General features: G+C 64.4%; 31 protein-coding genes and 1 tRNA gene. 12 read left to right on the plus strand and 20 right to left on the minus strand.

Going from position 1 to position 26,717, the window contains the following annotated elements; all coding sequences use genetic code 11:
- Positions 1 to 7: 7 nt before the first annotated feature.
- Positions 8 to 1,363 (minus strand): bifunctional UDP-N-acetylglucosamine diphosphorylase/glucosamine-1-phosphate N-acetyltransferase GlmU, encoded by a 1,356-nt coding sequence (gene glmU, locus AC1DV8_RS16545; protein ID WP_477158196.1) that lies wholly within the window; start codon positions 1,361 to 1,363, stop codon positions 8 to 10.
- 131 nt (positions 1,364 to 1,494) lie between these two features.
- On the opposite strand from glmU, the gene AC1DV8_RS16550 reads away from it, so the two are divergent.
- Together AC1DV8_RS16550 and AC1DV8_RS16555 are read left to right on the plus strand one after the other, a co-directional pair.
- Positions 1,495 to 2,289, plus strand: a complete 795-nt coding sequence (locus tag AC1DV8_RS16550) for a hypothetical protein (protein ID WP_477158197.1) — start codon at positions 1,495 to 1,497, stop codon at positions 2,287 to 2,289.
- Between the two features lie 109 nt (positions 2,290 to 2,398).
- A tRNA-Lys gene (locus tag AC1DV8_RS16555) sits at positions 2,399 to 2,473 on the plus strand.
- 355 nt (positions 2,474 to 2,828) lie between these two features.
- Here AC1DV8_RS16555 and AC1DV8_RS16560 read toward each other — a convergent pair.
- Positions 2,829 to 3,062 (minus strand): hypothetical protein, encoded by a 234-nt coding sequence (locus tag AC1DV8_RS16560; RefSeq protein ID WP_477158198.1) that lies wholly within the window; start codon positions 3,060 to 3,062, stop codon positions 2,829 to 2,831.
- 270 nt (positions 3,063 to 3,332) lie between these two features.
- On the opposite strand from AC1DV8_RS16560, the gene AC1DV8_RS16565 reads away from it, so the two are divergent.
- From AC1DV8_RS16565 to AC1DV8_RS16600, 8 genes are all read left to right on the plus strand, one after another.
- Entirely contained in the window at positions 3,333 to 3,608 is a 276-nt protein-coding gene (locus AC1DV8_RS16565; protein WP_477158199.1) for a hypothetical protein, read from the plus strand.
- 52 nt (positions 3,609 to 3,660) lie between these two features.
- Positions 3,661 to 3,798: a hypothetical protein gene (locus AC1DV8_RS16570; RefSeq protein WP_477151988.1), complete on the plus strand. Its 138-nt coding sequence runs from the start codon at positions 3,661 to 3,663 to the stop codon at positions 3,796 to 3,798.
- 51 nt (positions 3,799 to 3,849) lie between these two features.
- Positions 3,850 to 4,806, plus strand: a complete 957-nt coding sequence (locus AC1DV8_RS16575; RefSeq protein WP_477151989.1) for a class I mannose-6-phosphate isomerase — start codon at positions 3,850 to 3,852, stop codon at positions 4,804 to 4,806.
- Complete coding sequence (locus AC1DV8_RS16580) at positions 4,803 to 7,160, plus strand: glycosyltransferase family 4 protein (RefSeq protein WP_477158200.1); 2,358 nt, start codon at positions 4,803 to 4,805, stop codon at positions 7,158 to 7,160. Before AC1DV8_RS16575 ends, AC1DV8_RS16580 begins: the two co-directional genes overlap by 4 nt.
- Positions 7,111 to 8,421 carry a glycoside hydrolase family 130 protein gene (locus tag AC1DV8_RS16585; protein WP_477158201.1) on the plus strand — a complete coding sequence of 437 codons (1,311 nt, stop codon included), beginning with the start codon at positions 7,111 to 7,113 and terminating at the stop codon, positions 8,419 to 8,421. Before AC1DV8_RS16580 ends, AC1DV8_RS16585 begins: the two co-directional genes overlap by 50 nt.
- A gap of 587 nt (positions 8,422 to 9,008) precedes the next feature.
- Positions 9,009 to 9,413 carry a low affinity iron permease family protein gene (locus tag AC1DV8_RS16590; RefSeq protein WP_477151992.1) on the plus strand — a complete coding sequence of 135 codons (405 nt, stop codon included), beginning with the start codon at positions 9,009 to 9,011 and terminating at the stop codon, positions 9,411 to 9,413.
- A 166-nt stretch (positions 9,414 to 9,579) separates the two neighbouring features.
- A complete protein-coding gene (locus AC1DV8_RS16595) occupies positions 9,580 to 10,491 on the plus strand; it encodes a hypothetical protein (RefSeq protein WP_477158202.1) in 912 nt (303 codons plus the stop codon).
- Positions 10,492 to 10,657: 166 nt separating this feature from the next.
- Entirely contained in the window at positions 10,658 to 10,966 is a 309-nt protein-coding gene (locus AC1DV8_RS16600) for a hypothetical protein (RefSeq protein ID WP_477158203.1), read from the plus strand.
- Here AC1DV8_RS16600 and AC1DV8_RS16605 read toward each other — a convergent pair.
- Together AC1DV8_RS16605 and AC1DV8_RS16610 are read right to left on the minus strand one after the other, a co-directional pair.
- Positions 10,963 to 11,184 (minus strand): hypothetical protein, encoded by a 222-nt coding sequence (locus AC1DV8_RS16605; RefSeq protein WP_477151995.1) that lies wholly within the window; start codon positions 11,182 to 11,184, stop codon positions 10,963 to 10,965. The genes AC1DV8_RS16600 and AC1DV8_RS16605 overlap by 4 nt on opposite strands.
- 41 nt (positions 11,185 to 11,225) lie before the next feature.
- The gene (locus AC1DV8_RS16610; RefSeq protein ID WP_477158204.1) at positions 11,226 to 11,594 is read right to left on the minus strand and encodes a hypothetical protein; all 369 of its coding nucleotides are present in this window, start codon (positions 11,592 to 11,594) and stop codon (positions 11,226 to 11,228) included.
- A 328-nt stretch (positions 11,595 to 11,922) separates the two neighbouring features.
- Here AC1DV8_RS16610 and AC1DV8_RS16615 point away from each other — a divergent pair, with 328 nt between their 5' ends.
- Positions 11,923 to 12,693, plus strand: coding sequence for an SDR family NAD(P)-dependent oxidoreductase (locus AC1DV8_RS16615; protein ID WP_477158205.1), 771 nt, complete (start codon positions 11,923 to 11,925; stop codon positions 12,691 to 12,693).
- Between the two features lie 43 nt (positions 12,694 to 12,736).
- On the opposite strand, the gene AC1DV8_RS16620 is transcribed toward AC1DV8_RS16615, so the two are convergent.
- The 11 genes from AC1DV8_RS16620 to coaD all read right to left on the minus strand — a co-directional run bounded on the left by AC1DV8_RS16620 (position 12,737) and on the right by coaD (position 21,289).
- A complete protein-coding gene (locus tag AC1DV8_RS16620; protein WP_477158206.1) occupies positions 12,737 to 13,165 on the minus strand; it encodes a hypothetical protein in 429 nt (142 codons plus the stop codon).
- A gap of 118 nt (positions 13,166 to 13,283) precedes the next feature.
- The gene (gene map, locus AC1DV8_RS16625) at positions 13,284 to 14,036 is read right to left on the minus strand and encodes a type I methionyl aminopeptidase (RefSeq protein WP_477158207.1); all 753 of its coding nucleotides are present in this window, start codon (positions 14,034 to 14,036) and stop codon (positions 13,284 to 13,286) included.
- Positions 14,033 to 14,992: a phosphotransferase family protein gene (locus tag AC1DV8_RS16630; protein WP_477158208.1), complete on the minus strand. Its 960-nt coding sequence runs from the start codon at positions 14,990 to 14,992 to the stop codon at positions 14,033 to 14,035. The genes map and AC1DV8_RS16630 overlap by 4 nt, the downstream gene beginning before the upstream one ends.
- 23 nt (positions 14,993 to 15,015) lie before the next feature.
- Positions 15,016 to 16,653 (minus strand): glucose-6-phosphate isomerase, encoded by a 1,638-nt coding sequence (gene pgi / locus AC1DV8_RS16635; protein WP_477158209.1) that lies wholly within the window; start codon positions 16,651 to 16,653, stop codon positions 15,016 to 15,018.
- A gap of 21 nt (positions 16,654 to 16,674) precedes the next feature.
- Positions 16,675 to 17,802: a tRNA guanosine(34) transglycosylase Tgt gene (gene tgt, locus AC1DV8_RS16640; RefSeq protein ID WP_477152002.1), complete on the minus strand. Its 1,128-nt coding sequence runs from the start codon at positions 17,800 to 17,802 to the stop codon at positions 16,675 to 16,677.
- Positions 17,803 to 17,849: 47 nt separating this feature from the next.
- Positions 17,850 to 18,140: a GYD domain-containing protein gene (locus tag AC1DV8_RS16645; protein WP_477152003.1), complete on the minus strand. Its 291-nt coding sequence runs from the start codon at positions 18,138 to 18,140 to the stop codon at positions 17,850 to 17,852.
- Between the two features lie 147 nt (positions 18,141 to 18,287).
- Positions 18,288 to 19,349 carry a tRNA preQ1(34) S-adenosylmethionine ribosyltransferase-isomerase QueA gene (gene queA, locus AC1DV8_RS16650; RefSeq protein WP_477158244.1) on the minus strand — a complete coding sequence of 354 codons (1,062 nt, stop codon included), beginning with the start codon at positions 19,347 to 19,349 and terminating at the stop codon, positions 18,288 to 18,290.
- Positions 19,349 to 19,744, minus strand: a complete 396-nt coding sequence (locus tag AC1DV8_RS16655) for a hypothetical protein (RefSeq protein WP_477158210.1) — start codon at positions 19,742 to 19,744, stop codon at positions 19,349 to 19,351. The genes queA and AC1DV8_RS16655 overlap by 1 nt, the downstream gene beginning before the upstream one ends.
- Positions 19,741 to 20,217 (minus strand): peptidylprolyl isomerase, encoded by a 477-nt coding sequence (locus AC1DV8_RS16660; protein ID WP_477158211.1) that lies wholly within the window; start codon positions 20,215 to 20,217, stop codon positions 19,741 to 19,743. Before AC1DV8_RS16660 ends, AC1DV8_RS16655 begins: the two co-directional genes overlap by 4 nt.
- Before the next feature lie 14 nt (positions 20,218 to 20,231).
- Entirely contained in the window at positions 20,232 to 20,801 is a 570-nt protein-coding gene (locus tag AC1DV8_RS16665; RefSeq protein ID WP_477152005.1) for a peptidylprolyl isomerase, read from the minus strand.
- Positions 20,801 to 21,289, minus strand: coding sequence for a pantetheine-phosphate adenylyltransferase (gene coaD, locus AC1DV8_RS16670; protein WP_477152006.1), 489 nt, complete (start codon positions 21,287 to 21,289; stop codon positions 20,801 to 20,803). Before coaD ends, AC1DV8_RS16665 begins: the two co-directional genes overlap by 1 nt.
- Positions 21,290 to 21,414: 125 nt before the next feature.
- Between coaD and AC1DV8_RS16675 the strand changes: the two genes are divergently transcribed.
- Positions 21,415 to 21,879 carry a GNAT family N-acetyltransferase gene (locus AC1DV8_RS16675; protein ID WP_477158212.1) on the plus strand — a complete coding sequence of 155 codons (465 nt, stop codon included), beginning with the start codon at positions 21,415 to 21,417 and terminating at the stop codon, positions 21,877 to 21,879.
- On the opposite strand, the gene AC1DV8_RS16680 is transcribed toward AC1DV8_RS16675, so the two are convergent.
- The 5 genes from AC1DV8_RS16680 to gyrA all read right to left on the minus strand — a co-directional run bounded on the left by AC1DV8_RS16680 (position 21,876) and on the right by gyrA (position 26,667).
- Positions 21,876 to 22,187, minus strand: coding sequence for a hypothetical protein (locus AC1DV8_RS16680; protein ID WP_477158213.1), 312 nt, complete (start codon positions 22,185 to 22,187; stop codon positions 21,876 to 21,878). The genes AC1DV8_RS16675 and AC1DV8_RS16680 overlap by 4 nt on opposite strands.
- Positions 22,188 to 22,288: 101 nt before the next feature.
- Positions 22,289 to 22,909, minus strand: coding sequence for a LysE family translocator (locus AC1DV8_RS16685; protein WP_477158214.1), 621 nt, complete (start codon positions 22,907 to 22,909; stop codon positions 22,289 to 22,291).
- Between the two features lie 51 nt (positions 22,910 to 22,960).
- Positions 22,961 to 23,581 carry a LysE family translocator gene (locus AC1DV8_RS16690; RefSeq protein ID WP_477152010.1) on the minus strand — a complete coding sequence of 207 codons (621 nt, stop codon included), beginning with the start codon at positions 23,579 to 23,581 and terminating at the stop codon, positions 22,961 to 22,963.
- Positions 23,582 to 23,594: 13 nt separating this feature from the next.
- Entirely contained in the window at positions 23,595 to 23,921 is a 327-nt protein-coding gene (locus AC1DV8_RS16695; protein ID WP_477158215.1) for a hypothetical protein, read from the minus strand.
- The gene (gene gyrA, locus AC1DV8_RS16700; RefSeq protein WP_477158216.1) at positions 23,905 to 26,667 is read right to left on the minus strand and encodes a DNA gyrase subunit A; all 2,763 of its coding nucleotides are present in this window, start codon (positions 26,665 to 26,667) and stop codon (positions 23,905 to 23,907) included. The genes AC1DV8_RS16695 and gyrA overlap by 17 nt, the downstream gene beginning before the upstream one ends.
- Positions 26,668 to 26,717: the final 50 nt, after the last annotated feature.

Genomic DNA, 26,717 nt, shown 5'->3' on the forward strand with positions numbered 1-26,717 from the left:
AGCCTCCCTACTTGCCAGCTTTGGCGCGTTTGACGGCTTCAGCACGCGCCTTCAGCTTGGGCGCATAACCAGCCTTGTTCTCCTGCCGGGCCCGGCCGATGGCCAGTGCATCCGGTTCGACATTATGGGTGACGACGCTACCCGAAGCGATATACGCGCCGTCGCCGATAGTCACCGGTGCCACCAGCGACGAGTTCGAGCCGATAAAGGCGTTCGCTCCGATGGTGGTCTTGGATTTGTTCACGCCATCATAGTTGCAGGTGATGGTCCCGGCCCCGATGTTGGTCTTCGCCCCGATCTCGGCGTCGCCCAGATAGCTCAGGTGCCCGGCTTTCACGCCGTCATGGAGCACCGACTTCTTCACCTCGACGAAGTTGCCCAGGTGCACGTCCTTGCCCAGTTCCGCAGCACCGCGGATGCGCGCGAACGGCCCGATGCTCGAGCCCTCGCCGATCTTCACGTCCTCGATATCGCAGAACGCCCGGATCTCGACCCCGTCGGCAATCTTCACGCCCGGGCCGAACACCACGTTCGGGAAGATCGTCACGTCCCGCCCGATCTCGGTGTCGTACGAGAAATACACCGACGCCGGATCTTTCAGCGTCACCCCCGCGCGCATGAAATCGTCGCGCCGCAGTTCCTGAAACTGCGCCTCGGCCCGAGCGAGCTGCGCCCGGTCGTTGACGCCCATCACATCCACTTCCGGCGCGACCGCGTAGCTCACGTTGTAGCCGGCGGCATTGGCGAGCTCGACCAGATCGGTGAGGTAGTACTCCCCCGCAGCGTTGTTCGCATCGAGCTTGTCGATTAGCGAGCGAAACACTTCGGCGCGGAAGGTGAGAATGCAGGCATTGCAGAGCCCGATCTCGCGCTCCTCGGGCGTCGCGTCCTTGTGCTCGCGAATGGCAAGGAGGCGCTCGCCGTCAGTGATCAGCCGGCCATAAGTCAGCGTATCGGGTGGCTCGAAGCCGAGAATCGCCGCGTCCCACCCGGCGTCCAGCCGATCGAGCACTCCCCGGAAGTTCTCCGGGCGCAGCAGCGGGTGATCGCCATAGATGACGGCAATGTAGCCGCCAAAATCGGCGAACGCCGGGCGTGCCATGGCTGCGGCGTGACCGGTACCCTTGCGCTCGGTTTGCTCGAAGAACTGTACCGCAGGAGCGAAGACGTTGATCGCCTCCCGCACCGCGTCGTGTCCCGGCCCGGTCACCACCGCAACACGGCTCGAACCCGCTGTTATCGCGGCATTGACGACATGGCCGACGATAGAGAGGCCTCCCACCTGGTGCAGCACCTTCGGCACGGCCGAGCGCATGCGGGTGCCTTCGCCCGCAGCCAGGATGATCGACAGCAATTCAGTCATGAGGGGCCCTCTTCAGGGTCATCGTTTCCCCCGTGTTTATGGCAGCAAGTTGTTGGGAATCCGATAACACGGTTACGGAGTGGTAAAGTCACAAATGGCCCTGATTCGTGGGCTTTGGAGGGATATGACTTTTGGCCAAGGCAGCTGATCAGTTTCGTTCGGTGGACGTCACCCTGTGGGGCATCACGGCGCTCGGCATCTGGGCCGTGGCAATCCTTGGCGCAAATCTCTCCGGCCTGATCCCTGCTAGCGTCTACGGCGCGCTGCATGCCTCGCGCCTAGAGGGCTCGACCCTCAACCAGCTTCATAGCCAAGTCGCGACGCTCGAGGAAGAGACGTCGAAGATGAAGCGCGACAACACCCAATTGCTGCAGCGCTTCTCGATGAACGAGGAAGCCGCGGGCGCCGTGACCCAGCGCGTCGGTGCGCTGGAAATCAGCGTGCCCAAGCTGCTGGAGCGCGCCGCCGAAGCCAAGGCGCCCACTGCCGTCGACAACACCCCCACCGGCTCCATCACCGCCGGCAAGACCCTGACCTTCGAAACCGACGGTGGCTCCGTCTCCGTGCAGCAGCGTCCCCTCCTCCCCGGTTCGGACGAGGTGAAGCTGAAGGTCGTGCCGCTCGCCGGCACCATGCCGCAGCCCCTCATTCCCGACGGCACCGCTCCCGGCGTCGCGCTGGGTTTCCCCGTGCAGCCCGACACTGCCGAGGCGCAGTGGCAGGAGATGCTTGCGCAGGTCGGCACCATGCTGGTGGGCCTGTCGCCGGTGCTCGCGGACAAGGACGGCACCGACGGCAAGATCATCGTCGCCGGCCCGCTGGTCGACCGCGCCTCCGCCGTCGAACTCTGCGCCCGGCTCGATCGCGCGGGTGTGCCGTGCGAGCCCACCCCCTATGCCGGCCAGCCGGTTCCACTGCTCAACTGACGGCCATTCGCCGATAGCAATTGACAGCAGGGGCACAATGCCTATGTTCCGCGCCGATCCGCCCAGGTGGCAGGATCGTTGACATGTGCGGGATCATATCCCGCCCCGGGCGCCCGTAGCTCAGTGGTAGAGCATCCGACTTTTAATCGGATGGTCGATGGTTCGAATCCATCCGGGCGTACCAAAATCCTCCAATCAACTCAGTACTTTAGAGCCGTTATTAAGGAACTCTCCAGTCAGAGAGTTACTTTCTGTGCCAGATTTGTGCCAGTGTGTAGATCACGCCGCTCGGTCGAACGAGATGATCTGGGCGTGGAACTTCTGAGCCGGCAGCGACCGGGCGTCGTACCCTTCCGGGTTCCGCAGCGCAGCCTTGATGCGGGCCGTGCGGTCGGGTTGCGGGTGGGTACCTAGGCCAGGAGGTGGGAGTGGGGACCGAGGAAGCGGCGCCTGACCGCAGTACGGGTATGGTGCTGCAGGAAGCGAACAAATAAGGGTCGATGTCGGTTCCGGTCGAAGTGCCCCGAACAGGCAAGCTGCTATTCCCCCAGCCCGGGAGGCAGGGTGCCGCTACGAAACAGCTCGCGTGGTTCGTCGTAGGTGTCGGTTTCCTGGTCGATGTTGGCGGAGTAGGCCCAGACGCCTGAGCGTGTCGGCGACAATCGTTCGGCGGCGGCGATTGCTGCCTCGGGGCTTCTGGCGGGTTGCGGCAGGTCGGGCTCGAGCTTTCGCCCTTTCGAGCGGAAGCCCTGGACGAAGTACATGGTGGCCATCGGCGCTCCTCCTTGGGGCGGGCATATCACTCGGTTTACCGGCGCGTCCCACAAATTCGTTCGAGTAGCGAGCTAAACTGCCGATAGCTAAAGCTTTTACGTCCACCTCAAAAGTATCTGGTCTGGCCCGCGATAATTGCGATCCCGAATAAATTGGACAACGCGCCTGAAAAGGCGCAGAGCTATAAAGCTCCCTGCTGCCCGAGCTGATTGATATCGGTGTGCCGTGATTTCTCGGCACGCTGGGCAGACTTAGGACATCAAGTGCTTTTGAAGATTTATGCAACCGGCGCCCCACTCGGGGCGCGGGCTGGTGGTCCGTCTCTCGTCGGCGACGCGGACAACCCTGCGGCGCTGCCGCACCATCCTACAGGACAGCCCTGGCGCTACATCGCGACCGTTTCGAACGACGACGCCATGTTCGCCGGCCACTGCGATGGTGTTTCGACGGCATTGGCGAGCCGCGGCTTCTATGCGAGCCGCCGGGGCTTCGGCGTCGCTGCCGCTCACCCGCACCTCGCCGAGCGGGCATTCGCATCGGTCTGACCCCTACCCCCACCGTCGTTCCCAACCGCACCATCGGTGCAAGGAGCCTGCTATGGCCAAGAGCCAGAAACACAGCAATCGCGAAGCCAAGAAGCCCAAGCAGATCAAGGTGGCGGCGCCGGCCGCCACCGATGGACTGCTGGCCAAGGCCAATCTCTCCAGTTCCCCATCGAACAAGAAGCGCGCATAGCGGCGTCATCGACGCCCCGCCCATCGCCCCCACCACCCCAGGAGACTTGCCATGACCATGGAACTTTCATCGACGACGGTGGTGCGCAAACCCTGGGGCAAGACCGACCTGCGGCCGTGGAGCGAACTCGGTCACGATGGCGTCGCCGTAGGAGAGCTTTGGTTCCAGCGTGCTGACCGTAACGCGCCGGAACCGGAGCTGCTGTTGAAGCTCCTCTTCACCGATGAACCTCTTTCCATCCAGGTGCACCCGGACGATACGTTCGCCAAGTCCATCGGCCTGCCGCACGGCAAGACCGAGGCCTGGTACGTGCTCTCCGCCACCGCGGAGGGACGGGTCGCTCTCGGACTGAAGCGCGAGCTGACGGCGCCGCAGCTGCGCGCCGCCATCGCCGACGGCTCGATCCCCGAGCTGGTGCAATGGCAGGAGGTAAAGGCTGATGAGGCCTTGCTGGTCCCGGCGGGGACCATCCATGCCATTGGCGCGGGCCTCGTCATTGCCGAGATCCAGCAGCGCAGCGACGCGACATTCCGATTGTTCGACTACGGCCGGCAGCGTGAGCTGCATCTCGATGGCGGTGTCGGAGCATCTACCCCCGGACCGGCGACCGCGCAGCTCGCCCCGACCCGGTTGTCCGATGTGCGCAATGTAATGGCGCAGAGCCCCTACTTCGTTCTGGAGCGCATCGACCTCGCGCCCAACTCGCATTGGGAAGTCGATGCGATGAGCGAAACCTGGGTGCTGATCCTCGAGGGCGAGGCGGCATTCGACCTGATGCAGGTCGCCTCCGGCGAAGCAATGTTTCTCAAGGGGCACCGAGCGACGGTCCGCACCGGCGAGCGCGGTGCCAAGGGGCTGATGGCCTATGTCGCCAACAGCCCGATTGCCGCCCTGCTGCAGAGCCGTAACGGCATCCCGATGGAGGTGATGGCGGAGCGCTTTCCGGAGCTGGGCCTCGGCCGCTCCTCCAAGGGCGCGCCGACGCTGCCGTGGAGCGGGCAGTCATGAAGGCCATCCACCGCGTAGCATTCATCGGCAACTCACTGCCGCGTCGCTGCGGCATAGCCACCTTCACCACCGATCTGCAGCAAGCGGTCGCTGCCTCGCCGATCGGCATTGAGACGGCCATCGTCGCCATGACCGATAGCGGGCGGGACTACGTCTACCCTCCGGTCGTGAGCTTTGAGGTGCGGCAAGAGCATGAGGAAGACTACGTCCGCGCTGCCCAGATCATCAACGCGGGTGAGTATGATGCGGTCTCGCTCCAGCACGAATTCGGCATCTTCGGTGGCGAGGCGGGCGCACATATCCTCAAGCTGCTCGATCGGCTCACCGTTCCGGTAGTCACCACGCTTCACACAGTGCTGGCGTCGCCGAGCCCCTCACAGCGCCTGGTTATGGAACGAATCCTCGCGATCTCTGTCCGCATCGTCGTGATGGCCGAGAAAGGCCGCGAGTTGCTGATCGGCAGCTATGACGCGGCGCCTGAGAAGATCGGGGTGATCCCCCACGGCATTCCAGATTTCGCCTTCGTCGAACCCGACGGCGCCAAGGAGCGGCTCGGCTTTGCCGGCAAGACCGTGATCCTCACCTTTGGTCTGTTGTCGCCGAATAAGGGCATCGAGGTAATGATCGATGCTATGCCGGCGGTGCTGAAGAGCCGGCCCGATGCGGTCTACGTCGTGCTTGGCGCCACCCATCCCAACCTCGTTCGCGACCAGGGCGAGACCTATCGCGAGGGTCTCGTAGCGCGCGCAGCGGACCTCGGGATATCCAAGCACGTCGTGTTCCTCGACCAGTTCGTCGACCGGCCGACGCTGCTCGAATACATCTCGATGTGCGACGTCTACGTCACGCCGTATCTAAACCAGGCGCAGATGACGTCGGGTACGCTGGCCTACAGCTTCGGGCTCGGTAAGGCCGTGGTCTCGACGCCCTACTGGCATGCATTGGAATTGTTGGCGGACAATCGCGGCATACTGGTGCCGTTCGGTGACGCCGCGACAATGGGTGCCCAAATTGCCGACGTGCTCGGCAATGAGCCGCTACACCGCGCGATGCGAAACCGCGCCTATGCCGCCAGCCGTTCGATGACCTGGACGCAGACTGCCGAGCGCTACTTGGAGCTGTTCCAGGCGGTCGCCAAAAAGCGACAGGCGCCGCAACCGGCCCGCATCCACATCATGACGCCGCCGGGTGATGGCCGGCTCCTGCCGCCGATTTCGATCGGCCACCTGCAGGCGATGACCGACGACACCGGACTGTTCCAGCACGCCATCCACACCATTCCGGACCGCTCGCACGGCTATTGCGTCGACGACAATGCCCGCGGACTGCTGCTTGCCAATTCGCTGCACGGCTTCACTGCCGACCAGTTGCCCGAGGCCATGACTTCGGCCTATGCCGCCTTCGTTCAGCACGCCTTCAATCGCGACACCAAGCGCTTCCGCAACTTCATGGGCTTCGACCGCCGCTGGCTGGAGGAGCAGGGCTCCGAGGACAGCCACGGCCGCACGCTGTGGGCGCTCGGTGTCACCGCCCGCGATGATGTCAGCGCAACACGTAGGCATTGGGCCGCAGCCTTGTTCGCCGAAGCGCTGCCGCCGGTGGAGAGCTTCGGCTCGCCGCGGGCTTGGGCGTTCACCTTGCTCGGGCTCAATGCATATTGCGAGGTGCAGTCAGGCGACGACTTCGCCTCGCAGTTCCGCCTGCGGCTGGCCTATCGGCTCGTCGCTCTGCTGCGCCACGTCGAGACCCGCGACTGGGTGTGGTTCGAGGAAGGGCTCGCCTACGACAACGCCCGCATCTGCGAGGCGCTGATCGTCTGCGGCCGTTCGACCGGATTGCCCGGCTACGCGGAGGCTGGGCTGCGGACCCTCGATTGGCTGCTGCAGCGACAGACCTCCCCATCCGGGCTGTTCCGCCCGGTCGGCACCGAAGGTTTTGGAGACGTCCGGCAACCGCCCAAGGCCTTCGACCAGCAGCCGGTCGAAGCTGCAGCGACCATAGCCGCCTGCCTCGAAGCCTGGAAAACCACCGGCGACGATCGCTGGCGCGCTGCCGCCCGGCGCGCCTTCGCGTGGTTCCGCGGCAGCAACGACCTGGGCAAGCCCTTGGTCGATGTCGAGACCGGCAGCTGCAAGGACGGTCTCCATCCGGACCGTCCGAACGAGAACTGTGGCGGCGAGTCCGTCGTCTCGTACCTGCTCGGACTCGCTGACATGCGGCGTATCGAACGCGTCGACGTCTTGCAGCCGCTGCCGCTGCTGTACCGCCCCGCGAGACCACATCATCAACAGTTCAGAGGTCGCCTTGTCGCCAGTCACCTTCCTCAACCGGCAGGCACTTTACCTGCGACCTGATCCGGCTCGGGTGATCGTCCGGCCGTTCAAGCCAGCCACCGAGCCGAAAGACCTGAAGCCGCACGAAAAGACCCGCGCCAATCACATCGTCGATCGCGTCCTCTCGCTCGATGCCGAAAGTGCGTCGCAGCAGCTCAAGGATGTGCTGCACAATTTCGACGGACGGCACCGGAACCTGCTCGCCGGGTTCGATGCCCGCGCCATCGAAATGGAAGAGGCGTTTTCGGAACACCTGGTGTTCACCCCGGTTCAGCGCCAGCTGATCGGCGCTTATTTCCTCCACGAGTACTCGTTCGAGTCCTCGGCGCTGTTCAATCCGAGCATCGTTGCTCACCCCGATCAGAGCCTCGCCCCACCTGGTGGACTGCGCTTCATCCTGAGCCTACGGGCGGTGGGAGAGGGGCATGTGTCGTCGCTGACATTCCGGGCCGGCACGATCTCGAAGGATGGCAGCGTCGCCATCGATCCGACGGCTCGGCTGGCGAGCATGCCGCGCCTCAAGACGCCGATTCCGCCCTTTAGCGACGAGCCGGTGGAGTTCGCCTTCAACGCCGGCGAGGACATCAGCGAGCGGGTCATCTTTCCGATGACCTCGTTTCAGTCGAACGGCATCGAGGATGCACGCTTCGTCGGCTTCGAGGATGAGGGAACTAAGACCTACTACGCCACCTACACCGCCTATGACGGCCGCGGCATCCGCTCGGAACTGCTCGAGACACAGGACTTCGCCAGCTTCCGAATGCGCGCTCTCAAAGGCAGTGCTGCTGGCAACAAGGGCATGGCGCTGTTCCCTCGCAAGATCGGCGGTCGCTACGCCATGATCGGCCGGCAGGACAACGAGAACCTCTACCTGATCTATTCCGACGACCTGCTCACCTGGGAGGGTGGCATGCCGATCCTGAAGCCAGAATGGCCCTGGGAGTTCGTGCAGATCGGCAATTGCGGCTCGCCGATCGAACTCGACGAAGGCTGGCTGCTATTCACCCACGGCGTCGGCCCGGTCCGCCGCTACGCCATCGGCGCCGCACTGCTCGACAAGCACGACCCCACGAAGGTCCTCGCCCGCTCGCGCGAGCCGCTGGTCTATCCGGATCCATCGCAGCGCGAGGGCTACGTCCCCAACGTCGTCTATACCTGCGGCGCTATTCGTCACGGCGCCCGCATCATTCTGCCCTACGCTGTGTCGGACACCTTCTCGAACTTCGCAACCATCCGCGTCGATGCGCTGCTCGATGCGATGGAGCCAGCTTCGTCCACATAGTCAGCGAGGAGAGCGAACCATGTCATCCGACACCGCCACAACCGAATGGGTGACCTTCCGTCACCCATTCGCCCTTCCAGGCCTCGAGCAACCACACAATCCGGGGACGTTCGAAGTCCGTGTCAGGCAGAGCTCCTGGACGTTTCCTGGACCGCACATCTTCTGACAAGAACGATAATCCTGCCGAACACTGGCGGCGTGAAAGCACTGGAGGTCCGAGCGGATGACTTAGAGGGGGCCCTTAGGCTGGATCAGGAGCGCCTCCCAACGGATACTGGCTGATCGCATCGGCGAGCCATGCGCAAAAAGGATCACAGTCCGCTTTGGCGCGAAGCGGGCCCTAACGATGGCGACGCTGATACTTCGTTAGCGACGGCGATCGTGCTTGGTCGGCGCACGGTCAGCTGATCTTAGTTGGCGGTGCACCGCGCTACGAGGGCGTGCCACAAACCGTGCCACACGCATCGCTAAGCTCTGCGGGCGATCCGGGCGTACCACTTTTCGCGCAGTTTCAAGGCCAAGCGCCATGGAACTCGCTGCACACCCCATCGATTGATAGCCACGCGTCACAGATGCAGGGCTCGATCATGTCTCAGAGTTTCTTCCACAGCTTCTCCAACCTCGTTTCCCGAGGCGCCGGCAAGCCGGTGGCCTTCTCTCTTGCCTGCGGGCTCATCGTCCTGTGGGCGGCGAGCGGGCCGTTCTTCGGATTCTCGGAAACCTGGCAGCTGGTGATCAACACCGCGACCACCATTATCACCTTCCTCATGGTGTTTGTGGTGCAGCACACACAGAACCGCGACGGCGAGGCCGTGCAAGCAAAGCTCGACGACCTGATCCTCGCAGTACGCAAGGCGGACAACCGGCTGATCGGCGCCGAGGACCTGACCGGCCAAGAGTTACACAAGCTCAAGAAGATGATCGCCGACCGCGTCGAACGCGATCAAAGCACTCTCGAACAGATCGATCGGCACACCAAGGACGCCGACTAGGAATATCTACCGATCTGGCGCAACCAATGGCCTCGATCCGACTTTCTCCATGACCGTAAAGGTCAAGGAGACAACAAGAAAATGAACGGCATTATCTATCTGGTCGGCCTCGTGGTCGTGATCCTGGCGGTACTGTCCTTCTTCGGCCTTCGTTGAGGGACGCACCATGACCATTCCCTCGGTTACAGATGTCATCGTCACGGCGCCCCCAGCCGTCAATGTCGACAACAGTTCCTATGTCGACTGGCCGGCAATCATCGCCGGTATCGTGATTGCTTCGGCAATCTCGCTGGTGCTGCTCAGCTTCGGTTCGGCGATCGGGCTCAGCTTCGTCAACTTCCACGCCGGCCCCGATGTTGCACCGATCTGGATCGCGATCGCAGCGGCGCTCTGGCTACTCTGGGTCGAAGTGTCCAGCTTCATGGCCGGCGCCTATGTGACTGGACGGCTGCGCCGGCGTCACCATGATGCCAACGAAGACGAGGTCGACGTGCGTGATGGTGCGCATGGCCTGCTCGTCTGGGGTGGCGCGCTTGTCGTCGGCGGACTGATTGCCGTCGGTGGCATCACCGCGGCGGCGAATGCCGTCGGAGGCGCGGCGGCGACGTTGACCAACGCCGCGGCCACCGTTGCTGACGACGCCGGTAGCGTCATCGATCCCAACGCCTACTTCGTTGATACGCTGTTCCGGCCCTCGCCAACCGCCGCGCCCGCCGCACCTGCGACTGACACCACTGCGGTTCGTGGCGAAGCCGGACGGATCATCGCCCAGGGCGCCCTCGCCGGATCGGTGAGCGATCCCGACAAGGCCTACCTGGCCCAGGTGGTTGCGGCCAACACCGGCCTCACCGCTGAAGAAGCGACCACGCGTGTCAACGACGTAATGACTGCCGTCGACAAGGCCAAGGCTGACGCCGCGGCTGCCGCCGAGACCGCTCGCAAGACCGGCATCGTCGCCGCCTTCCTGACTGCCGCCTCGCTGCTGGTCAGCGCCGTCGGCGCGTTCTGGGCCGCGCAGCAAGGTGGCAATCACCGCGACAAGGGCACCGCGTTTCACTCGGTGTTCCGTCGGGTCTGACAGAGAGGAGAAGAACAATGCTGAGAGGACTTGGACTCTGGCTGCTGGGCGTTCCCATCTGGCTGATCATCATCATCGTACTGTTCATCCGCTGAGGATTGGCGCAGCATCGAATGGAGGCGGGCTACAGCCCGCCTCTTTCAGTGAGAGGGAAGGACGCAGAGCCATGAACACTGCCAACCTGCAGCTCGAAGGCCTCTACCTGGTCATCGCGGCAATGCACGAGACCATGATCAGCAAGGGGCTGGTGTCCCGCCAGGAAGTCGACGACGCCATGCGCGCGGCGGAACAGACCGCCATCAACGACAATCGCTCTGTGGAGAATCTCCGGCCGGCGGAGCGCGATGCCCTGGCGTTCCCCGCGCGGCTGCTGCGCATGGCCAATGCCACCGTCGCCGACGACGGCGCGCTATCGTTCTCGGCGCTCGCCCGCCGCGTCGGTTCGGTGAAGGTGCCCTACAACGACCAGCGCTAGCGGCCCGGATCAGGGCCGACCCAGATGCGTCGATGGGTGCCGTCGGTGGCGGGCGCGAACACCTCGGAGCGGCGGCCCTCGTCGCCATAGGTGATGGCGATCCGCCTCGCCTCGTTCTGGGCGTCATCCCGAGTATCGAATGGGCCATAGGACTTGCCCTCGCAGTCGACCCACCAGGAGTCCATGCTTTCGATGACGATGAACCAGCAGGTCTTCATATGTGCTCCCCGGCCGTGATAACGGCCACCATCGGTTGCAATTAGTCGCGACGCCCCCCGGCCATGCGCTGGGCTACGGACAGCGGGGCGAACAGCCGGGCTATGCGTGCCGCGCTGATCCCTTCATCGAGTTCGCCAAAGGCGGTGATCAGGCCGCGGTCCGGCCCGTCCTCGCGCCGCAGTTCCTGCATCGGCACCGCCACTTCGACCCGATGCCAGTTGCGCGCCGCATCAAGCGTGAAGGCCGCGCTGATCATGAAGCTGTCGTTGTCGGCCTCGTCCGGCCCGAAGCGGACCAGGAGGTGGCTGCAACGATCGGTGTTGCGGGCCACGAACAGGCTTTTCTCGCGCTCCAGCGCGCTGGAGATGTCGTCGTCCAGGACGGACGAACGGATGGTCAAGGCAGTCATCGGAATGCCCCCCGATTTGCTGCGGATACCAACAAACGCTAGGGAGCCAGTGTGGCCCGGGCAGGACGGCAATGGGGCAGAAACACGGTCGCTCAAATTGTCGCTATCGTGCAGCCCTTGGGCGTTTGCAGTGTTACTTCTAGCAGTGACGCCGCGTGTCAACCGGACACGATGGGCACGGGGAACATTGCGGTTTTTCCGGTTTCCCGCCTTGGCCGACGAAATGGCAGACGAGCCTCTGTTCCATCCGCGGCGTCACTTCGCAGTTCCAATTGTGGCACGAGCCGCCGTAACGCCATGTTTCAATATGGCTGATAAGCCGTGACGCATGCACGAACTCGAATCGCAAAGCCGTACCAATAGTCCCCTTCGCGTCCTGATCCTCGGGGCGAATTCCGGTATCGCCGAAGCCACCGCACGGATCTACGCCGCGGAGGGTGCGTCGCTACTGCTGGTCGGTCGCAGCGCCGATCGGCTGAAGGCTGTGGCGCAGTCCCTGCTGCCCATTGGCGCCAGCCGCTGCGAGACCGCTGTAGTGGATCTGGCCGCGTCCGATCAGGCCGCCGAACTGCCGCGCCTCGTTGCCAGTCTTGGCGGCGTCGACCACATCCACATCGCCTACGCCATCATGCCGACGCAGACCGAAGCGGCGAACGATCTCGCGGTGGCGGCAGCGATGATGACCACGAACTACACCTCCACCGCGCTCTGGTCGCTCGCCGCCGCCAACCTGCTCGAAGCGCAGGGCCATGGCTCGCTGGTGGTGCTTGGGTCGGTTGCCGGCGATCGCGGTCGGCGGAAGAACTTCATCTACGCCTCGACGAAGGCCGGCATCGCCACGTTGGTCGAAGGCATCGCGCATCGCTTCGAAGGCAAGGGTCCGCGCGCTGTCGTGGTGAAACCCGGCCCCACCGCCACGGCGATGACCGCCAACAGCCCGCCCGGGCGACGTTTGGTTCCGGCCGATGAGGTCGCCCGGCTGGTGCGACGCGCTGCCGACCACGGCGGCCCGGTGCAATATGCGCCGCGCCGGTGGCGGCTGATCATGCGTATCGTTCGCGATATGCCGTGGTGGCTGTTCCGGCGGATCGATCTCTAGGAACGAGAAAGGGGCCGTTTCCGGCCCCTCCCCCACTCGGATCTCAGTACCAATCGTCGTCGTCTTCGTCTTCCTCTTCCCAGATCGGGTAGAGCTTCTTGATCTTGTCGACGACGCCCGAGCAGCGGTTGACGCGGAACGAGTAGTACCACTCGTCGTAGGCGGCCTCGACGCGCACCCGGTTCTTGCTCAGGTGATCGACGATGTGCACGTCCTCAAAGCCGTAGTTGATGAGACCCTTGCGGATCTGCTTGTCGGTCAGGCACCAGTTGAAGAAGTCGTTCGGGCCGAAGTCCTTCTTCTTGTACTGTTGGAGCTGCTTCTGGTTTTCGCCGCCCTGCGGCTTCACGTCGAGCGAGAAGCCCTGGAGAGGAGCTGCCTGCACTGGAACCGCGCTCAGGGCGGTGCCGGCGAGGACGACGGCGAGGACCGCGGCGCGGCCGGTCTGCCGAAGGGTGTTGAGAACGGTCATTTCAGTAGTCCTTGGGTTCGATCAGTGCCGCATCTGCAGCGTTGAATTCACCCTAGCGCACTGATTTTGAACGCGTTTGGAACCGACCCTTCAGAAACCATTCAGCGCAGCGCCGCACTTATGCCGCGGTCACCACAATGGCGCCACGACGCGTCGCGACCACGGTGTGCTCGTACTGCACGCATGGCGCCGCCGGGCTCGCCACCAGCGTCCACTCATCGTCCTCGTCGCGCTGCTCGGCAAGCTTTCCGCCCAGCGACAGGAACGGCTCGACCGTGAACACCAGCCCCTCGGTGATCACCCGCCGGTCGGATTTGTCCGGCCAGGTGGCAATCTCACCGGGCTCGTCATGCAGGCTGTCGCCCACCCCGTGGCTCGCAAGATTCTCGATCAGCGTGTAGCGGTGCTTCTTGGCAAAGGCGCCGATGGCGAGACCAATGCCGTTCAGCGGTGCACCCGTCTTCACCGCGCGGATCCCCTCCCACATCGCCCGCTTGCCATCCCGGCACAGCGCCACTAGCCGCGGATCGGCCTCCGGCACGAGGTAAGACGCACCGGTATCGGCAAACACTCCATCGAGTTCCGCCGAAACGTCGATGTTCACCAGATCGCCCGCCCGGATCACCCGTCCGCCCGGAATGCCGTGCGCGATCTCTTCGTTCACCGAAATGCAGGTCGCACCCGGAAAATCATAGGTGATCTCCGGCGCCGAGCGTGCCCCGGCCGCATCGAGAATGCGCCGGCCGATGTCGTCCAGTTCCTGCGTCGTGATCCCCGGCGCCAGCGCTGCCGCCATCGCATCGCGCGCCACGGCGCAAACCCGGCCGATAGCCTTCAGCTTTTCGAGGTCGGCCTCAGTCGTGATCGTCACGCGGTGTACTTCCCGGCTTCCGCCATTGCCTCGAGGTCGGCCATCAGGTCATTCCGCTCGCCCTCGAGGATCACCCCGACATGCCGCAGCCACATCCACATCGTGACGCGGTGCACGAGGGTGTAGATCCACAGGGCCGCTTCGGGATCGGGATGATCGATGGAGCCGTAGCCCGCCCGGATGTGCGGGGTCGAGCCCGGCGCATCGTGCTCCGAACAGAACAGCGCCTTGGCGAGGTCGCAGATCGGGTCGGAGGCCCGCGCATTGCCGAAATCGAGGAGGCCGGTGAGGTGCAGGCGGCCATCGATGCCGCGCTCGCCCAGCACGTTGTGCGGCTGGAAATCGTCGTGCGCGAACACCGCGCCCCGGCTTTCGGCGATGACATCCGCATGGGCGGCGAAGATCGCCTCGAGCCGCTGCGCCAGCGCCTCGCCACCGCCGTAGCGGCGGAACTGGCCGATGCCGTGGGCGAAGCGGCGCGCGAGATATTCGGTATTGGTCGACACCGGATCGTGGAGGCCGTCCGCATCGAAGGCGCCGTAGCCGGGCACCGGCACGGTGTGCAGCTGGCGCAGCATCTCACCCATCTGCCGGTAGAGGTCGCCGACGTCCGGCGCGTCCTTGAAGGTCATCACCTGCCTGCCAGGCAGGTAGTTGGCGATGGTGTAGCGGAACGGCATCCGGGTGCGGGTCTCGTCCGAGGCGAGGAAGCGAGTCATCGGCACATCGAGGTCGCGTAGCAACTGCGACGCATAAGTCTCTTTGCCGGTCGCGTACGGCAGCGCGTCGTTGAATACCTTGAGCACGACCGGCTGGCCGTCCACGCGGTCGATGCGGAACGAGCGTGCGCCGCCACCAAGGAGTTCGGTGATCGCCGCGGGAACACCAAGGCCGAAATCGGCAAACGTGGCCGCGAGCCGATCGGGATCGATCCCGACCGGCGCTGCTTTCTTCACCCCTTGCTCTTCCACCGCCTCGATCATTGCTTGAGCTTGAGGTACGCCTCGACCAGCCCCTTGGTGGAGCTGTCGTGGTTGGCCGCCGTCTCGGTGCCTTGCACCTTGGGCAGCAGCGCCTTCGCCAGTTGCTTGCCCAACTCCACGCCCCACTGGTCGTAGGAATTGACGCCCCAGATGGTGCCCTGCACGAACACCTTGTGCTCGTAGAGCGCGATCAGGCTGCCCAGCCGCTCGGGCGTCAGCTTGGGATACATCAGCGTGTTCGACGGCCGGTTGCCGGGGAACATCTTGTGCGGCGTCAGCGCCTTGATCCTGGCTTTGTCGAGGCCCTGCGCCGTCAGTTCCGCCACCACCTCGTCCTTGGTCTTGCCCAGCATCAGCGCCTCGGACTGCGCCAGCACATTGGCCACCAGCTTGTCGTGGTGCGGCGGCAGCTGCTCATGCGGCTGCGCGGCGATCAGGAAATCCACCGGGATCACGTCGGTGCCCTGGTGGATCAGCTGGTAGAACGCGTGCTGTCCATTGGTGCCCGGCTCGCCCCAGATGATCGGCCCGGTCGGATAGTCCACGGTTTTGCCCGCCAGCGTCACAGACTTGCCGTTCGATTCCATATCCTGCTGCTGCAGGTAAGCAGCGAAACGGCTGAGCCGCTGGTCGTACGGCAGCACGGCGTGGGTCGAGAACCCCCAGGCGTTGCGATACCAGATGCCGAGCAGGCCCATGATGACCGGCAGGTTCTTCTCGAGCTTGGTCTTGAGGAAGTGCTGGTCCATCTCGTAGGCGCCCCTGAGGAACGCCTCGAAATTCTCGTACCCGACGGCAATCGCCACAGGCACCCCGATCGCCGACCACACCGAGTAGCGCCCGCCAACCCAGTCCCAGAATCCGAAGATGCGATCCGACTTGATGCCGAAATCCGCGCAGGCCTTGAGGTTGGTCGAGAGCGCCGCGAAATGATCCGGCACCGCCGCCTCGCCCAGCGCACCGGCGATCCATGCCCGCGCCGTTGCGGCGTTGGTCATCGTCTCGTCGGTGGTGAAGGTTTTCGACGCCACGATGAACATCGTGCGCTTGGGGTCGAGCCGCTTCAGCGTGTCATGCATATGAGCGCCGTCGACGTTCGACACATAGTGCGCGCGCAGGTCCGCCCTTGTGTAGGGCTCCAGCGCCAGCGTCACCATCGCCGGCCCAAGGTCCGAGCCGCCAATGCCGATATTGACGATGTCAGTGAACGCCTCGCCGGTCGAGCCCTTGATCGAGCCATCCCGCACCGCGTCCGAAAACACCTTCATCGCCGCAAGCACGCCGCGCACGTCCGGCATCACGTCCTTGCCGTCGACCTTGACCGGCTTGTCGCCCATGTAGCGCAGCGCCATGTGCTCCACCGCCCGGTCTTCGGTGGTGTTGATGTGCTCGCCCTTCCACATCGCGTCACGCCGCTGCTCGACGCCGGCGGCGCGCGCCAGGTCGAACAGCGCGGCCATGGCCTTCTCGTCGATGCGGTTCTTCGAATAGTCGAGCAGCAGGTCGCCGGCCTTCACCGAGAAGGTCTTGAACCGGTTGGGGTCCGCCGCGAACAGCTCGCGCATGTTCGTGTCCGCAAGCCGCTTCCGCGACTTCATCAGCGGGTTGAGGAGGGACTTGCGGGGGGTGGCCATGACGCTGTTCTCCGGGAGATATCAGAGCGGCGGCAAGTCGCCGGCTGCCCATGTTGCTCGGGTTTGTGCCGCATAATCGGCGAAGCTTCCAGCCTCAATCGCCGTACGGGCACCTATGCAAAGCTGCTGGTAGTAGCTGAGGTTGATCTGGCTCAGGATCATTGCGCCCAGCATTTCCTCGGTGCGGATCAGGTGGTGCAGGTAGGCGCGGCTGAAACGGCGGCAATTCGGGTTCGGCGACGTCTCGTCGAGGGGACGCGGATCGTCCTTATGCCGGGCGTTCTTCAGGTTGATGACACCGAAGCGCGAGTAGGCATGCCCGTGCCGCCCGGCCCGCGTCGGGTGCACGCAGTCGAACATGTCGACGCCCCGCTCGATACCGCCGAGAATGTCATCAGGCTTGCCCACGCCCATCAGGTAGCGCGGCTTGTCCGCCGGCAGCTCCGGCGTGATCTCGGACAGCACCCGGAACATCGTCTCCTGCGGCTCGCCCACCGCGAGGCCGCCGATCGAGTAGCCGTTGAAGCCGATCGACTTCAGCCCCGCCGCCGACTTCGCCCTGAGTTCCGCGTCATCGCCACCCTGCACGATGCCGAACAGTGCGCGATGCGGCTGATGCCCGAACGCGTCCTTGCTCCGCTGCGCCCAGCGCAACGACAGCTCCATCGCCCGCAGCATTTCCTTGTGCTCGGACGGCAGCGGAATGCACTCGTCGAGCTGCATGATGATGTCGCTGTCGAGCAGCGTCTGGATCTCGATCGAGCGCTCCGGCGTCAGCTCGTACGCCGTGCCGTCGATATGCGAGCGGAAGGTGACACCCTTCTCGGTCAGCTTCCTCAGCTTTGCCAGCGACATCACCTGGAAGCCGCCGCTGTCCGTGAGGATCGGCCGTTGCCAGTCCATGAAGTCGTGCAAGCCGCCGAGCGCCGCGACGCGTTCGGCGCCGGGGCGGAGCATCAGGTGATAGGTATTGCCGAGCAGGATATCCGCGCCGGTTTCGCGCACCTGCTCGGGATACATTGCCTTGACGGTGCCGACGGTGCCCACGGGCATGAAGGCAGGCGTCTGGACGTCGCCGCGAGAGGTGTCGATCCGCCCACGGCGGGCCATGCCGTCAGTGGCTTGCAGGGTGAAGGAGAAGTCGGTCATGCGCGCCTATTAGCGGGCCGGCGCGCGCCTGTCACCCTGCCCGGCGATCAGATGCTGCCGATGATCTTGCGATAGTCGGCTTCGGCAAAGGCCTTGAGGGTCGTCGCCCGGATATTGCCGGCCATGCCCGTGCGCAGTACGAACGTGGCAGCGGCCTCGTCATTGGGGGCATCGAGGACGGTCACGAGGTCATAGGCGCCGAAGGTCATGTAAATGGTTTCAAGCGTACCGCCGACGGCCTTGGCGGCCTCCTTGGCGGCATCGTAGCGCTTGGTCGACTCCTTGACGGTCTTGGCACCCTGGTCGGTCCAGTTGAGTAGCAGAATGTATTTTGACATCTTTCGCTCCTCCCTGTTGACGGAGGGTTCCCCTCCGCAAGCTGAGGATATTCCCGTCACGCGCGGCAAGCAAATGCAGGGAAGTACTACGCGAACGACTGCGGGGCACTCGACGTTTGTCTCGCCGCGGATGCCATTGAGACCGACCTAGGCTGGATCGGCCCGGAACAGCAGGCTCGCATCTCCATACGAATAGAACCGATATCCGTTCCCGATGGCATGCGCATAAGCGGCATGCATCGTCTCGAACCCGGCAAAGGCGCTGACCAGCATGAACAGCGTCGAGCGCGGCAGGTGGAAGTTTGTCATCAGGATGTCGACCGCGTTGAAGCGATACCCTGGAGTGATGAAGATGTCCGTGTCGCCGACGAACGGCTGCAGCGTCCCGGTGGCCCGCGCCGCCGTCTCCAGCAGCCTGAGGCTGGTCGTCCCCACGGCCACCACTCGCCCGCCCTTGGCCTTGGCCGCAAGGATGCGCTCCACCACCGCCGCGGGGATATCGCCCCACTCGGCGTGCATCACGTGGTCCTTGGTGTCGTCGACCTTCACCGGCAGGAAGGTCCCTGCCCCGACATGCAGTGTCACCCGCTCGACGCTCACCCCGAGATCGGCCAGCTGCTGCAGCAGGCCCTCGGTGAAATGCAGCCCCGCCGTCGGCGCAGCCACGGCGCCGTCACGCGCGGCGTAGACCGTCTGGTAGTCCGTTTTGTCGCGCTCTTCGGTGTGGCGCTTGGCTTCGATGTACGGCGGCAACGGCATGGCGCCATGCGCCTTGATCGCTTCGTCCAGTTCCGCACCGCTGAGGTCAAACTCGAGCGTGATCTCGCCCGTCTCACCCTTGCCCGAGACGGTGGCGCCAATCGAGCCATTGTCGCCCAGCTCCAATCGGTCGAGCAGGTGCAGCTTCTTGGCCGGCCGTGCAAAGGCCCGCCAGGTATTGGCATCCACCCGCTTGTGCAGGTTGAAGCTGACATTGGCGCGAAGCTCGCCCCGGACACGAGTGCCGATCAGTTCGGCCGGCAGCACGCGGGTATCGTTGACCACCAGCACGTCGCCGGCGCGGAGCACCCGCAACAGATCGGTTACCCGACCATCCTCCAGCGGCTCGCCGGACCGCACGATCAGCATGCGCGCGGAATCCCGCGGTTCGGCGGGATGGAGCGCTATGCTCTCGGCGGGAAGTTCGAAATCGAAATCGTCGACGCGCATCAGGGGCCGGTGCAACTCACCGCCCAGGCGCCCTGCCCGGGAATGCGGAGTGTGCCCGCATAGATCGAGGCATCGGCCTCGGTGGCCTTGAACAGGCGCAGCTCGGCGATCTTGGTGGTGACACCCGGATCGACTGCGTCGACCAGCATCATCGTGTCGGTCTCGAACGCCTGGCCGACGCTCACCGGATCGCCGGGGCCATAGGCGGGGTCGGTCGCCCACACCTTCTCGCCGACCGTGATGGTCATGCCAGCGACAGAGAGCACGTCGGTGGTGCCGACGAGAATATCGAAACTGGCGCCGCCGTCGGGCGACGCGCAGTTCACCCACTCCGTCGCCAGCGACGGGGTGGCGAGGCCGCAAAGGCTCAGGGCAATTGCGGCCAGCCGGATCATTCGGCGATGTCTGCCGCGACCTTCACGGAAATCATCGAGTCCGGATCGCGCACCGGCTCGCCGCGCTTGATCTGGTCGACGTTTTCCATGCCTTCGATGACCTTGCCCCAGACCGTGTACTGGCGGTCGAGGAAGCGGGCGTCGTTGAACACGATGAAGAACTGCGAGTTGGCGCTGTCCGGGTTCTGCGAACGGGCCATCGATGCGACACCGCGCACGTGCGGCTCGGCGTTGAATTCCTGCTTCAGGTTCGGGTACTTCGACGAGCCCGTGCCGGTGCCAGTCGGATCGCCGGTCTGCGCCATGAAGCCATCGATCACGCGATGGAACACGATGCCATCGTAGAAGCCTTCGCGCGCCAGCTTCTTGATATGCGCAACGTGGTTCGGCGCCAGGTCCGGGCGCATGGCGATGACCACCTTGCCCTTGGTGGTTTCGATGACGAGGGTGTTCTCGGGATCAGCGTAAGCCATCAGATGGGCCTTCCTTACTTGTATTCGATTTTTGCGGAGATGATCTTGTCCGGGTCCTGGACCGGCTGGTCGCCGGCGCCCTTCTTGATCAGGTCGACGAACTCCATGCCCGAAACGACCTTGCCCCAGATGGTGTACTGGCCATCGAGGTGCGGCGCGTCGGCGAACATGATGAAAAACTGCGAGTTGGCGCTATCCGGGTCGCTGGAGCGCGCCGCCGCGACGATGCCGCGAGTGAAGTGCTCCGCGGTGGTGAATTCGGCCTTCAGGTCCGGCAGGTCGGAGCCGCCCATGCCGGTGCCGGTCGGGTCACCGCCCTGCGCCATGAAGCCGTCGATGACCCGGTGGAACACGATGCCGTTGTAGAAGCCCTTCTCTGTCAGCTCGATGACACGCGCCACGTGGTTGGGCGCCAGTTCGGGCAGCAGCTCGATATCGACCACACCGTCCTTGAGCTCGAGAATCCAGTGCGGCTTGCCGGACTGGGCGTGCGCAGGGGCAGCGATCGAAACGGTGAAAAAGGCGGCGACCGCGGCGAGAAGAATGCCGAGGATGATGCCGGCGCGCTTGATAGGATCGGACATTATTTGTTCAGTGCCTTCAAAACGATGGGCGGGACAAAGGCGCTGATGTCGCCTCCGAGCTCGGCGATCTGACGCACGAGCGTGGCCGAGATGTGGCGGACATGCGGGCTGGATGGCAGGAAGACCGTCTGCAGGTCAGGCGCCATCTGGGCATTCATGCCCACCATCTGCATCTCGAAATTGTAGTCGGTGGTATCGCGCAGGCCGCGGATGATCAGCTTGGCGCCGGCGGCGCGGGCGGCATTGACCATCAGGCCGGTGAAATCGACGTACTGGAATTCGGTCTCGGTGCGCTTGCCGATCGGCTCGAGCACCGCCTTGAGCAACGCAACGCGATCCTCATGGCTGAACAGCGGCTTCTTGGAATGGTGGGTCCCCACCGCGATCACCAGCGTATCGACCAGCTTGCAGGCACGCTCGATGACATCGAGGTGGCCGTTGGTCAGAGGATCGAAGGAGCCGGGATAAAAGCCGACTAGTCTGGCCATGGCGGAGCGCCCTCCCCGTTGTTGTTGGCCCGGGTTCTGTCACGGCTCGGCAATTCTGGCAAGCCGGGGCGCCCATCAGCGGCGCGGCTGCGATATACTGCCCCACTGCTCGACAGGAACCGGCGATGACCGAAATCACCTTCCATCCGCTGTCCGGCATCCCCGCCGCCGAGCTCGTCGGGTTACTCAACGATCCGGATGTGCGACGGCACATGCCGCTCGCCGGTGACCACTGGGACGAGCCCCGCGCCATAGACTGGGCGAAAGGCAAGGATGCGCAGTGGCAGAAGAACGGCTACGGGCCGTGGGCCATCCGCATCGACGGGGCCTTCGCCGGCTGGGGCGGCTTCCAGCGGGAAGGCGACGAGGCCGACCTCGGGCTGGTACTGCTACCTGGCCACTGGGGCCACGGAGCGACGATCTTCCGCGAAATGCTCCGGCGCGGTGCCGAGATGCCACTGGGCACCGTCACCATCCTCCTGCCGCCGAGCCGGGCGCGCATGAAGGGGCTAGCGCGGCTGGGCTTCCAGCCAGCCGGCGAAATCGAGTATGCGGGGCAGCGTTTCCTGAAGTTCCGCCTGGCCGGCTAGTCGGCCTGCGCCCTCTCAGGCGGCAGCGCCGCGGCACGAATCAACTCCAGCGACTGGCCGATGCGAGTGAGCGCCCGCGACATCGCCTCGTCGGCCTCCGACGCGTTGAGGGAGAGGCCTTCTAGGTAAGTGGCAAGCGGCAGTTCCATGGTCCGCTCGAGCATCCGGACAATGGCTTGCCGTGCGTTGTCGAGCGGCTGATGCACGCCGGCCGCGAAGTAGATCGCCAGATCGGCCGCCAGCGCCTCCATGGCTCTCGCGTAGGCCGTCTCGGTAGCCAGCAGCACGCACGATTCAGCGACGATCATTCCGCTCGCCCTCCGATCTGTCGCGTCAGTATTCAGAAGCTGTGCCGTCGTGCACTACCAAACGGAGGTTATTCGTTCACATTTTCCAAGATGCACCGGGTCTACGCCTGGTGCTGCAGCACCAGCCAGATGGCGGCGCCGATCAACACGATGCCGGCGACGCGGTTGACCAGCAGCACGCGGTCATCGCCAAGCGCGCCGCGTGCCCTGGCGGCGAGGTAGATGTAGGCACAGTCGGTGACCAGACCCGCGCCCATTTCGATCAGCCCGAGCACAATCACCTGCGGCCAGGCCGGGTGCGCCGGGTTGACGAACTGCGGCAGGAACGCCCCGAAGAAGATCAGCGCCTTGGGATTGCTCCACAAGACGAAGAAGCCGGACGCCGCCTGCTGCAGCGGCGAGCGCGCCGCTATTGGCGTGTCGGTGGCGATGCCATGCCGGCTGGTGATGTAGCCCCAGCCGATCCAGATCAGGTACGCCGCGCCCGCATACTTGATGATGTCAAACGCCGCCCCGACGATGCCGGTGACTGCCTGCAGCGCCAGCGCCACCACCAGCACCATGGTGAAGCGCCCGACCTGCACCCCCGCTTCCATCCACAGCCCTGCCGCCATGCCGCGGGCCAGCGAGGTGCTCACCAGCGCCGAAACCGTGACGCCGGGGACAATGACGACGACGAACGCCGCGACGATGAAGGAAAGGAGGATCGGTAGATCTGGCATGACGGCGGTGCCCTAGCACCGCCGCGCCGATTCAGACAGCCCCAGGCGGGATCAGCTGCGCTTCTGGAACGCCAGCCATACGCCGCCGAGCATCAGGATCACGCCGGAGACGCGGTTCATCATTCGCACGCGCGCCGTGGTCAGCAGCTGCCGGGCGCTACCGGCAATCACTGCGTAGACGCAGTCAGAGGCAGTGGCGACCGCCATCACGATCAGCCCCAGCACCATGATCTGCTCGAAGGCCGGGCGGCTCATGTCGATGAACTGCGGCAGGAACGCCCCGAGGAACAGCAGTGTCTTGGGGTTCGACCAGTTGATCAGCGCACCCTGCCAGACGTAGCGGCCAAGCGGCAGCTTCTCCCCCGGCGTGCCCATCTCGAGCTTGCCCGACGAAGTGAACATCCTGAACCCGATCCAGACGAGGTAAGCCGCGCCGGCGAACTTGATGATGGTGAACGCCTCCGACACCAGCGTCATCACGGCGTCCAGCCCGACCGCCACGATGAAAACCATAGTCAGCATGGCGATCTCGGTGCCCAGGATAGTGAGGAGCCCCGCCTTGGTCCCCCTCGCCAGCGAATTGGCCACCACGACCGTCACCGACGGGCCGGGCACGATCGCGAACAGCAGGCAAGCGGCTACATAGGGAAAAAGGATGGCGGGATCGATCATCTGAAACTCCGGATCACGAGACAGGCTGCCTGCAGCGAGCCAGCCACAACATTTGCCGCGCCGCAAGTCGGATCGGACGCTCCGGCGATGCGACTACATGGTCCGTCATTAATACGGATATATCAAGGAATACCCGTTGTTGTGACGGATTACGGCGTATGATGTCGATGAGCTCGGCCGCCAGCGCCTTGTCGAGATAGGTTTCGAAGGCCGCATCGAAATCGAGGTCCGGCACCGCCTCCCAATGCGCGAAGCTTCCCTCGATGGCGGAACGCAAACGGGCGGCCAAGGCCGCCCGTTGCTTGACTGTGGGAACCGCGCCGTCAGGCGGCGGCGTCATCGCCGGGCTCGCCGCCCTCGGTGTCGTCCTCGCTTTCAGGCTCGCTGATGCGTTCGACCGACACCACCTTCTCGCCGTCAGCGGTGTTGAACACCGTCACGCCCTGCGACGAGCGGCCGACGATGCGGATGCGGTTGTCCGGGCCGGCATCGACCGGCACGCGGATCACCTGGCCGCCATTGGTCACCAGCATGATCTGGTCGCCGTCTTCCACCGGGAAGGAGCCGACCAGCGGGCCGTTGCGCTTGTTCACCGCCATGGCGACGATGCCTTTGCCGCCGCGTCCGGTGATCCGGTACTCGTGGCTCGAGGTGCGCTTGCCGTAACCGTTTTCCGAGATGGTCAGGATGAACTGCTCGGCGGCAGACATTGCCGCATAGCGCTCCTGGCTCAGTTCGCCCGCCGGCACCGCATCCTCGGCGTCGTCGGACGTCTCTTCGGCTTCGCTTTCGCCGCGAACGGCTCGGCTCATCTTCAGGTAGGCAGCCCGCTCCGCCGACTCCGCGTCGAAGTGGTGGACGATCGCCATCGAGATGATGCGGTCGCCCTCGGCGAGGCTGATGCCGCGCACGCCGGTCGAATCGCGGCCCTTGAACACGCGGACCTCGTCGACCTGGAAGCGGATCGCCTGCCCCAGCGCGGTGGTCAGCAGCACGTCGTCATTTGCCGTGCAGGTGGCGACATCGACGATGCCATCCCCTTCATCGAGCTTCATGGCGATCTTGCCGTTCTTGTTGATCTCGACGAAGTCGGCGAGCGAGTTGCGCCGCACCGTGCCGCGGATCGTCGAGAACATCACATCGAGCTGCTGCCAGCTGCTCTCGTCCTCGGGCAGCGGCATGATCGAAGTGATGCGCTCGTTCTCGTCGAGCGGCAGCATGTTGATCAGCGCTCGGCCGCGCGCCTGCGGCTCGCCGATCGGCAGGCGCCACACCTTCATCTTGTAGACCTGGCCGGCCGACGAAAAGAACAGCACCGGAGTATGCGTATTGGCGATGAACAACCGCGAGACGAAATCCTCGTCGCGCGTTGCCATGCCGGAGCGACCCTTGCCGCCACGACGCTGCGCCCGGTAGGCCGTCAGCGGCACGCGCTTGATGTAACCGCCATGGGTGACGGTGACCACCATATCCTCGCGGGCGATCAGGTCCTCGTCCTCGAAGTCGCCGGCGGCGTCATCGATGACGGTGATGCGCGGGGTGTTGAACTGCTCCTTGATCTCGGTCAGCTCGGTGCGGACAATTTCCATCACCCGCTCGCGCGAACGCAGGATGCTCAGGTACTCGGCGATGTCCTTGCCGTGCCCGTTGAGTTCCTCGCCGATCTCGTCGCGACCGAGCGCGGTGAGGCGGGAGAGGGTCAGCGCCAGGATGGCCCGGGCCTGCTCGTCCGACAGCCGGAAGGTGCCGTCATCGCTGATCTTGTGGCGCGGGTCGTCGATCAGCGCGATCAGCGGGGCGACGTCCATCGCCGGCCAGTCACGCTCCATCAGCCGCTCACGCGCGACAGTGGCATCGGGCGAGGTGCGGATCAGGGCGATGACTTCGTCGATATTGGCGACCGCCACCGCAAGGCCGACAAGGATGTGGGCGCGGTCGCGCGCCTTGTTCAGCAGGAACCGGGTGCGGCGGGTGACCACCACTTCGCGGAATTCGATGAACGCCTGCAGCATCTGCTTGAGGTTCATCAGTTCCGGCTTGCCGCCGTTCAGCGCCACGAAATTGCAGCCGAACGAGCCCTGCAGCGGGGTGAACCGGTAGAGCTGGTTCAGCACCACGTCGGGCACGGCATCGCGCTTCAGCTCGATGACCACGCGCATGCCGTTGCGGTCGGATTCGTCGCGGATGTCCGAGATGCCCTCGATGCGCTTGTCGCGCACCAGTTCGGCCATCTTCTCGATCATCGTCGCCTTGTTCACCTGATACGGGATCTCGGTGATGATGAGCGCCTCGCGCTCCTTGCGCATTTCCTCGGTGTGGACCTTGCCGCGGATGAGGATCGAGCCCCTGCCCGTCTCATAGGCCTGGCGGATGCCGGAGCGGCCGAGAATGATGGCGCCGGTCGGAAAATCCGGGCCGGGCAGCACCGTCATCAGCTCCTCGGTGATCGCACCGGGGTTGTCCATAAGCATCAGGACGGCGTCGATCACCTCACCCAGGTTGTGGGTCGGGATGTTGGTCGCCATGCCGACGGCGATACCGCTGCCGCCGTTGACGAGAAGGTTCGGGAAGCGCGCCGGCAGCACCGTCGGCTCGCGCTCGGAGCTGTCGTAGTTGTCTTTGAAGTCGACCGTGTCCTTGTCGATGTCCTCGAGCAGGGAATTGGTCACCTTCTCCATGCGCACTTCGGTGTAGCGCATGGCCGCCGGCATATCGCCGTCGACTGAGCCGAAATTGCCCTGGCCGTCGATCAGCGTGACCCGGAGCGAGAACTCCTGCGCCATGCGCACCAACGAGAAGTACACCGCGTCGTTGGAGTGCGGGTGGTACTTACCGATCACGTCGCCGACCACGCGGGCCGATTTGCGATAGGGCCTGTTCCAGTCATAGCCCTGCTCGTTCATCGAATGCAGGATGCGCCGGTGCACGGGCTTCAGGCCGTCGCGCACGTCGGGAAGCGCCCGGCTCACGATCACGCTCATCGCGTAACTGAGGTAGGACTCCCGCATCTCGTCGCTGATCGAAATCGGAGCGATGTCGGAGGGCGGCGGCGGTGCGCCGTTCTGGTCGTCGGTCTTGTCTGCCACGGGGCCGTTTTCGAACTATGAAACCTGGGCGAAGCTGTAGGCGATTCCCG

Source organism: Devosia sp. P3_B2 (assembly GCF_056402875.1).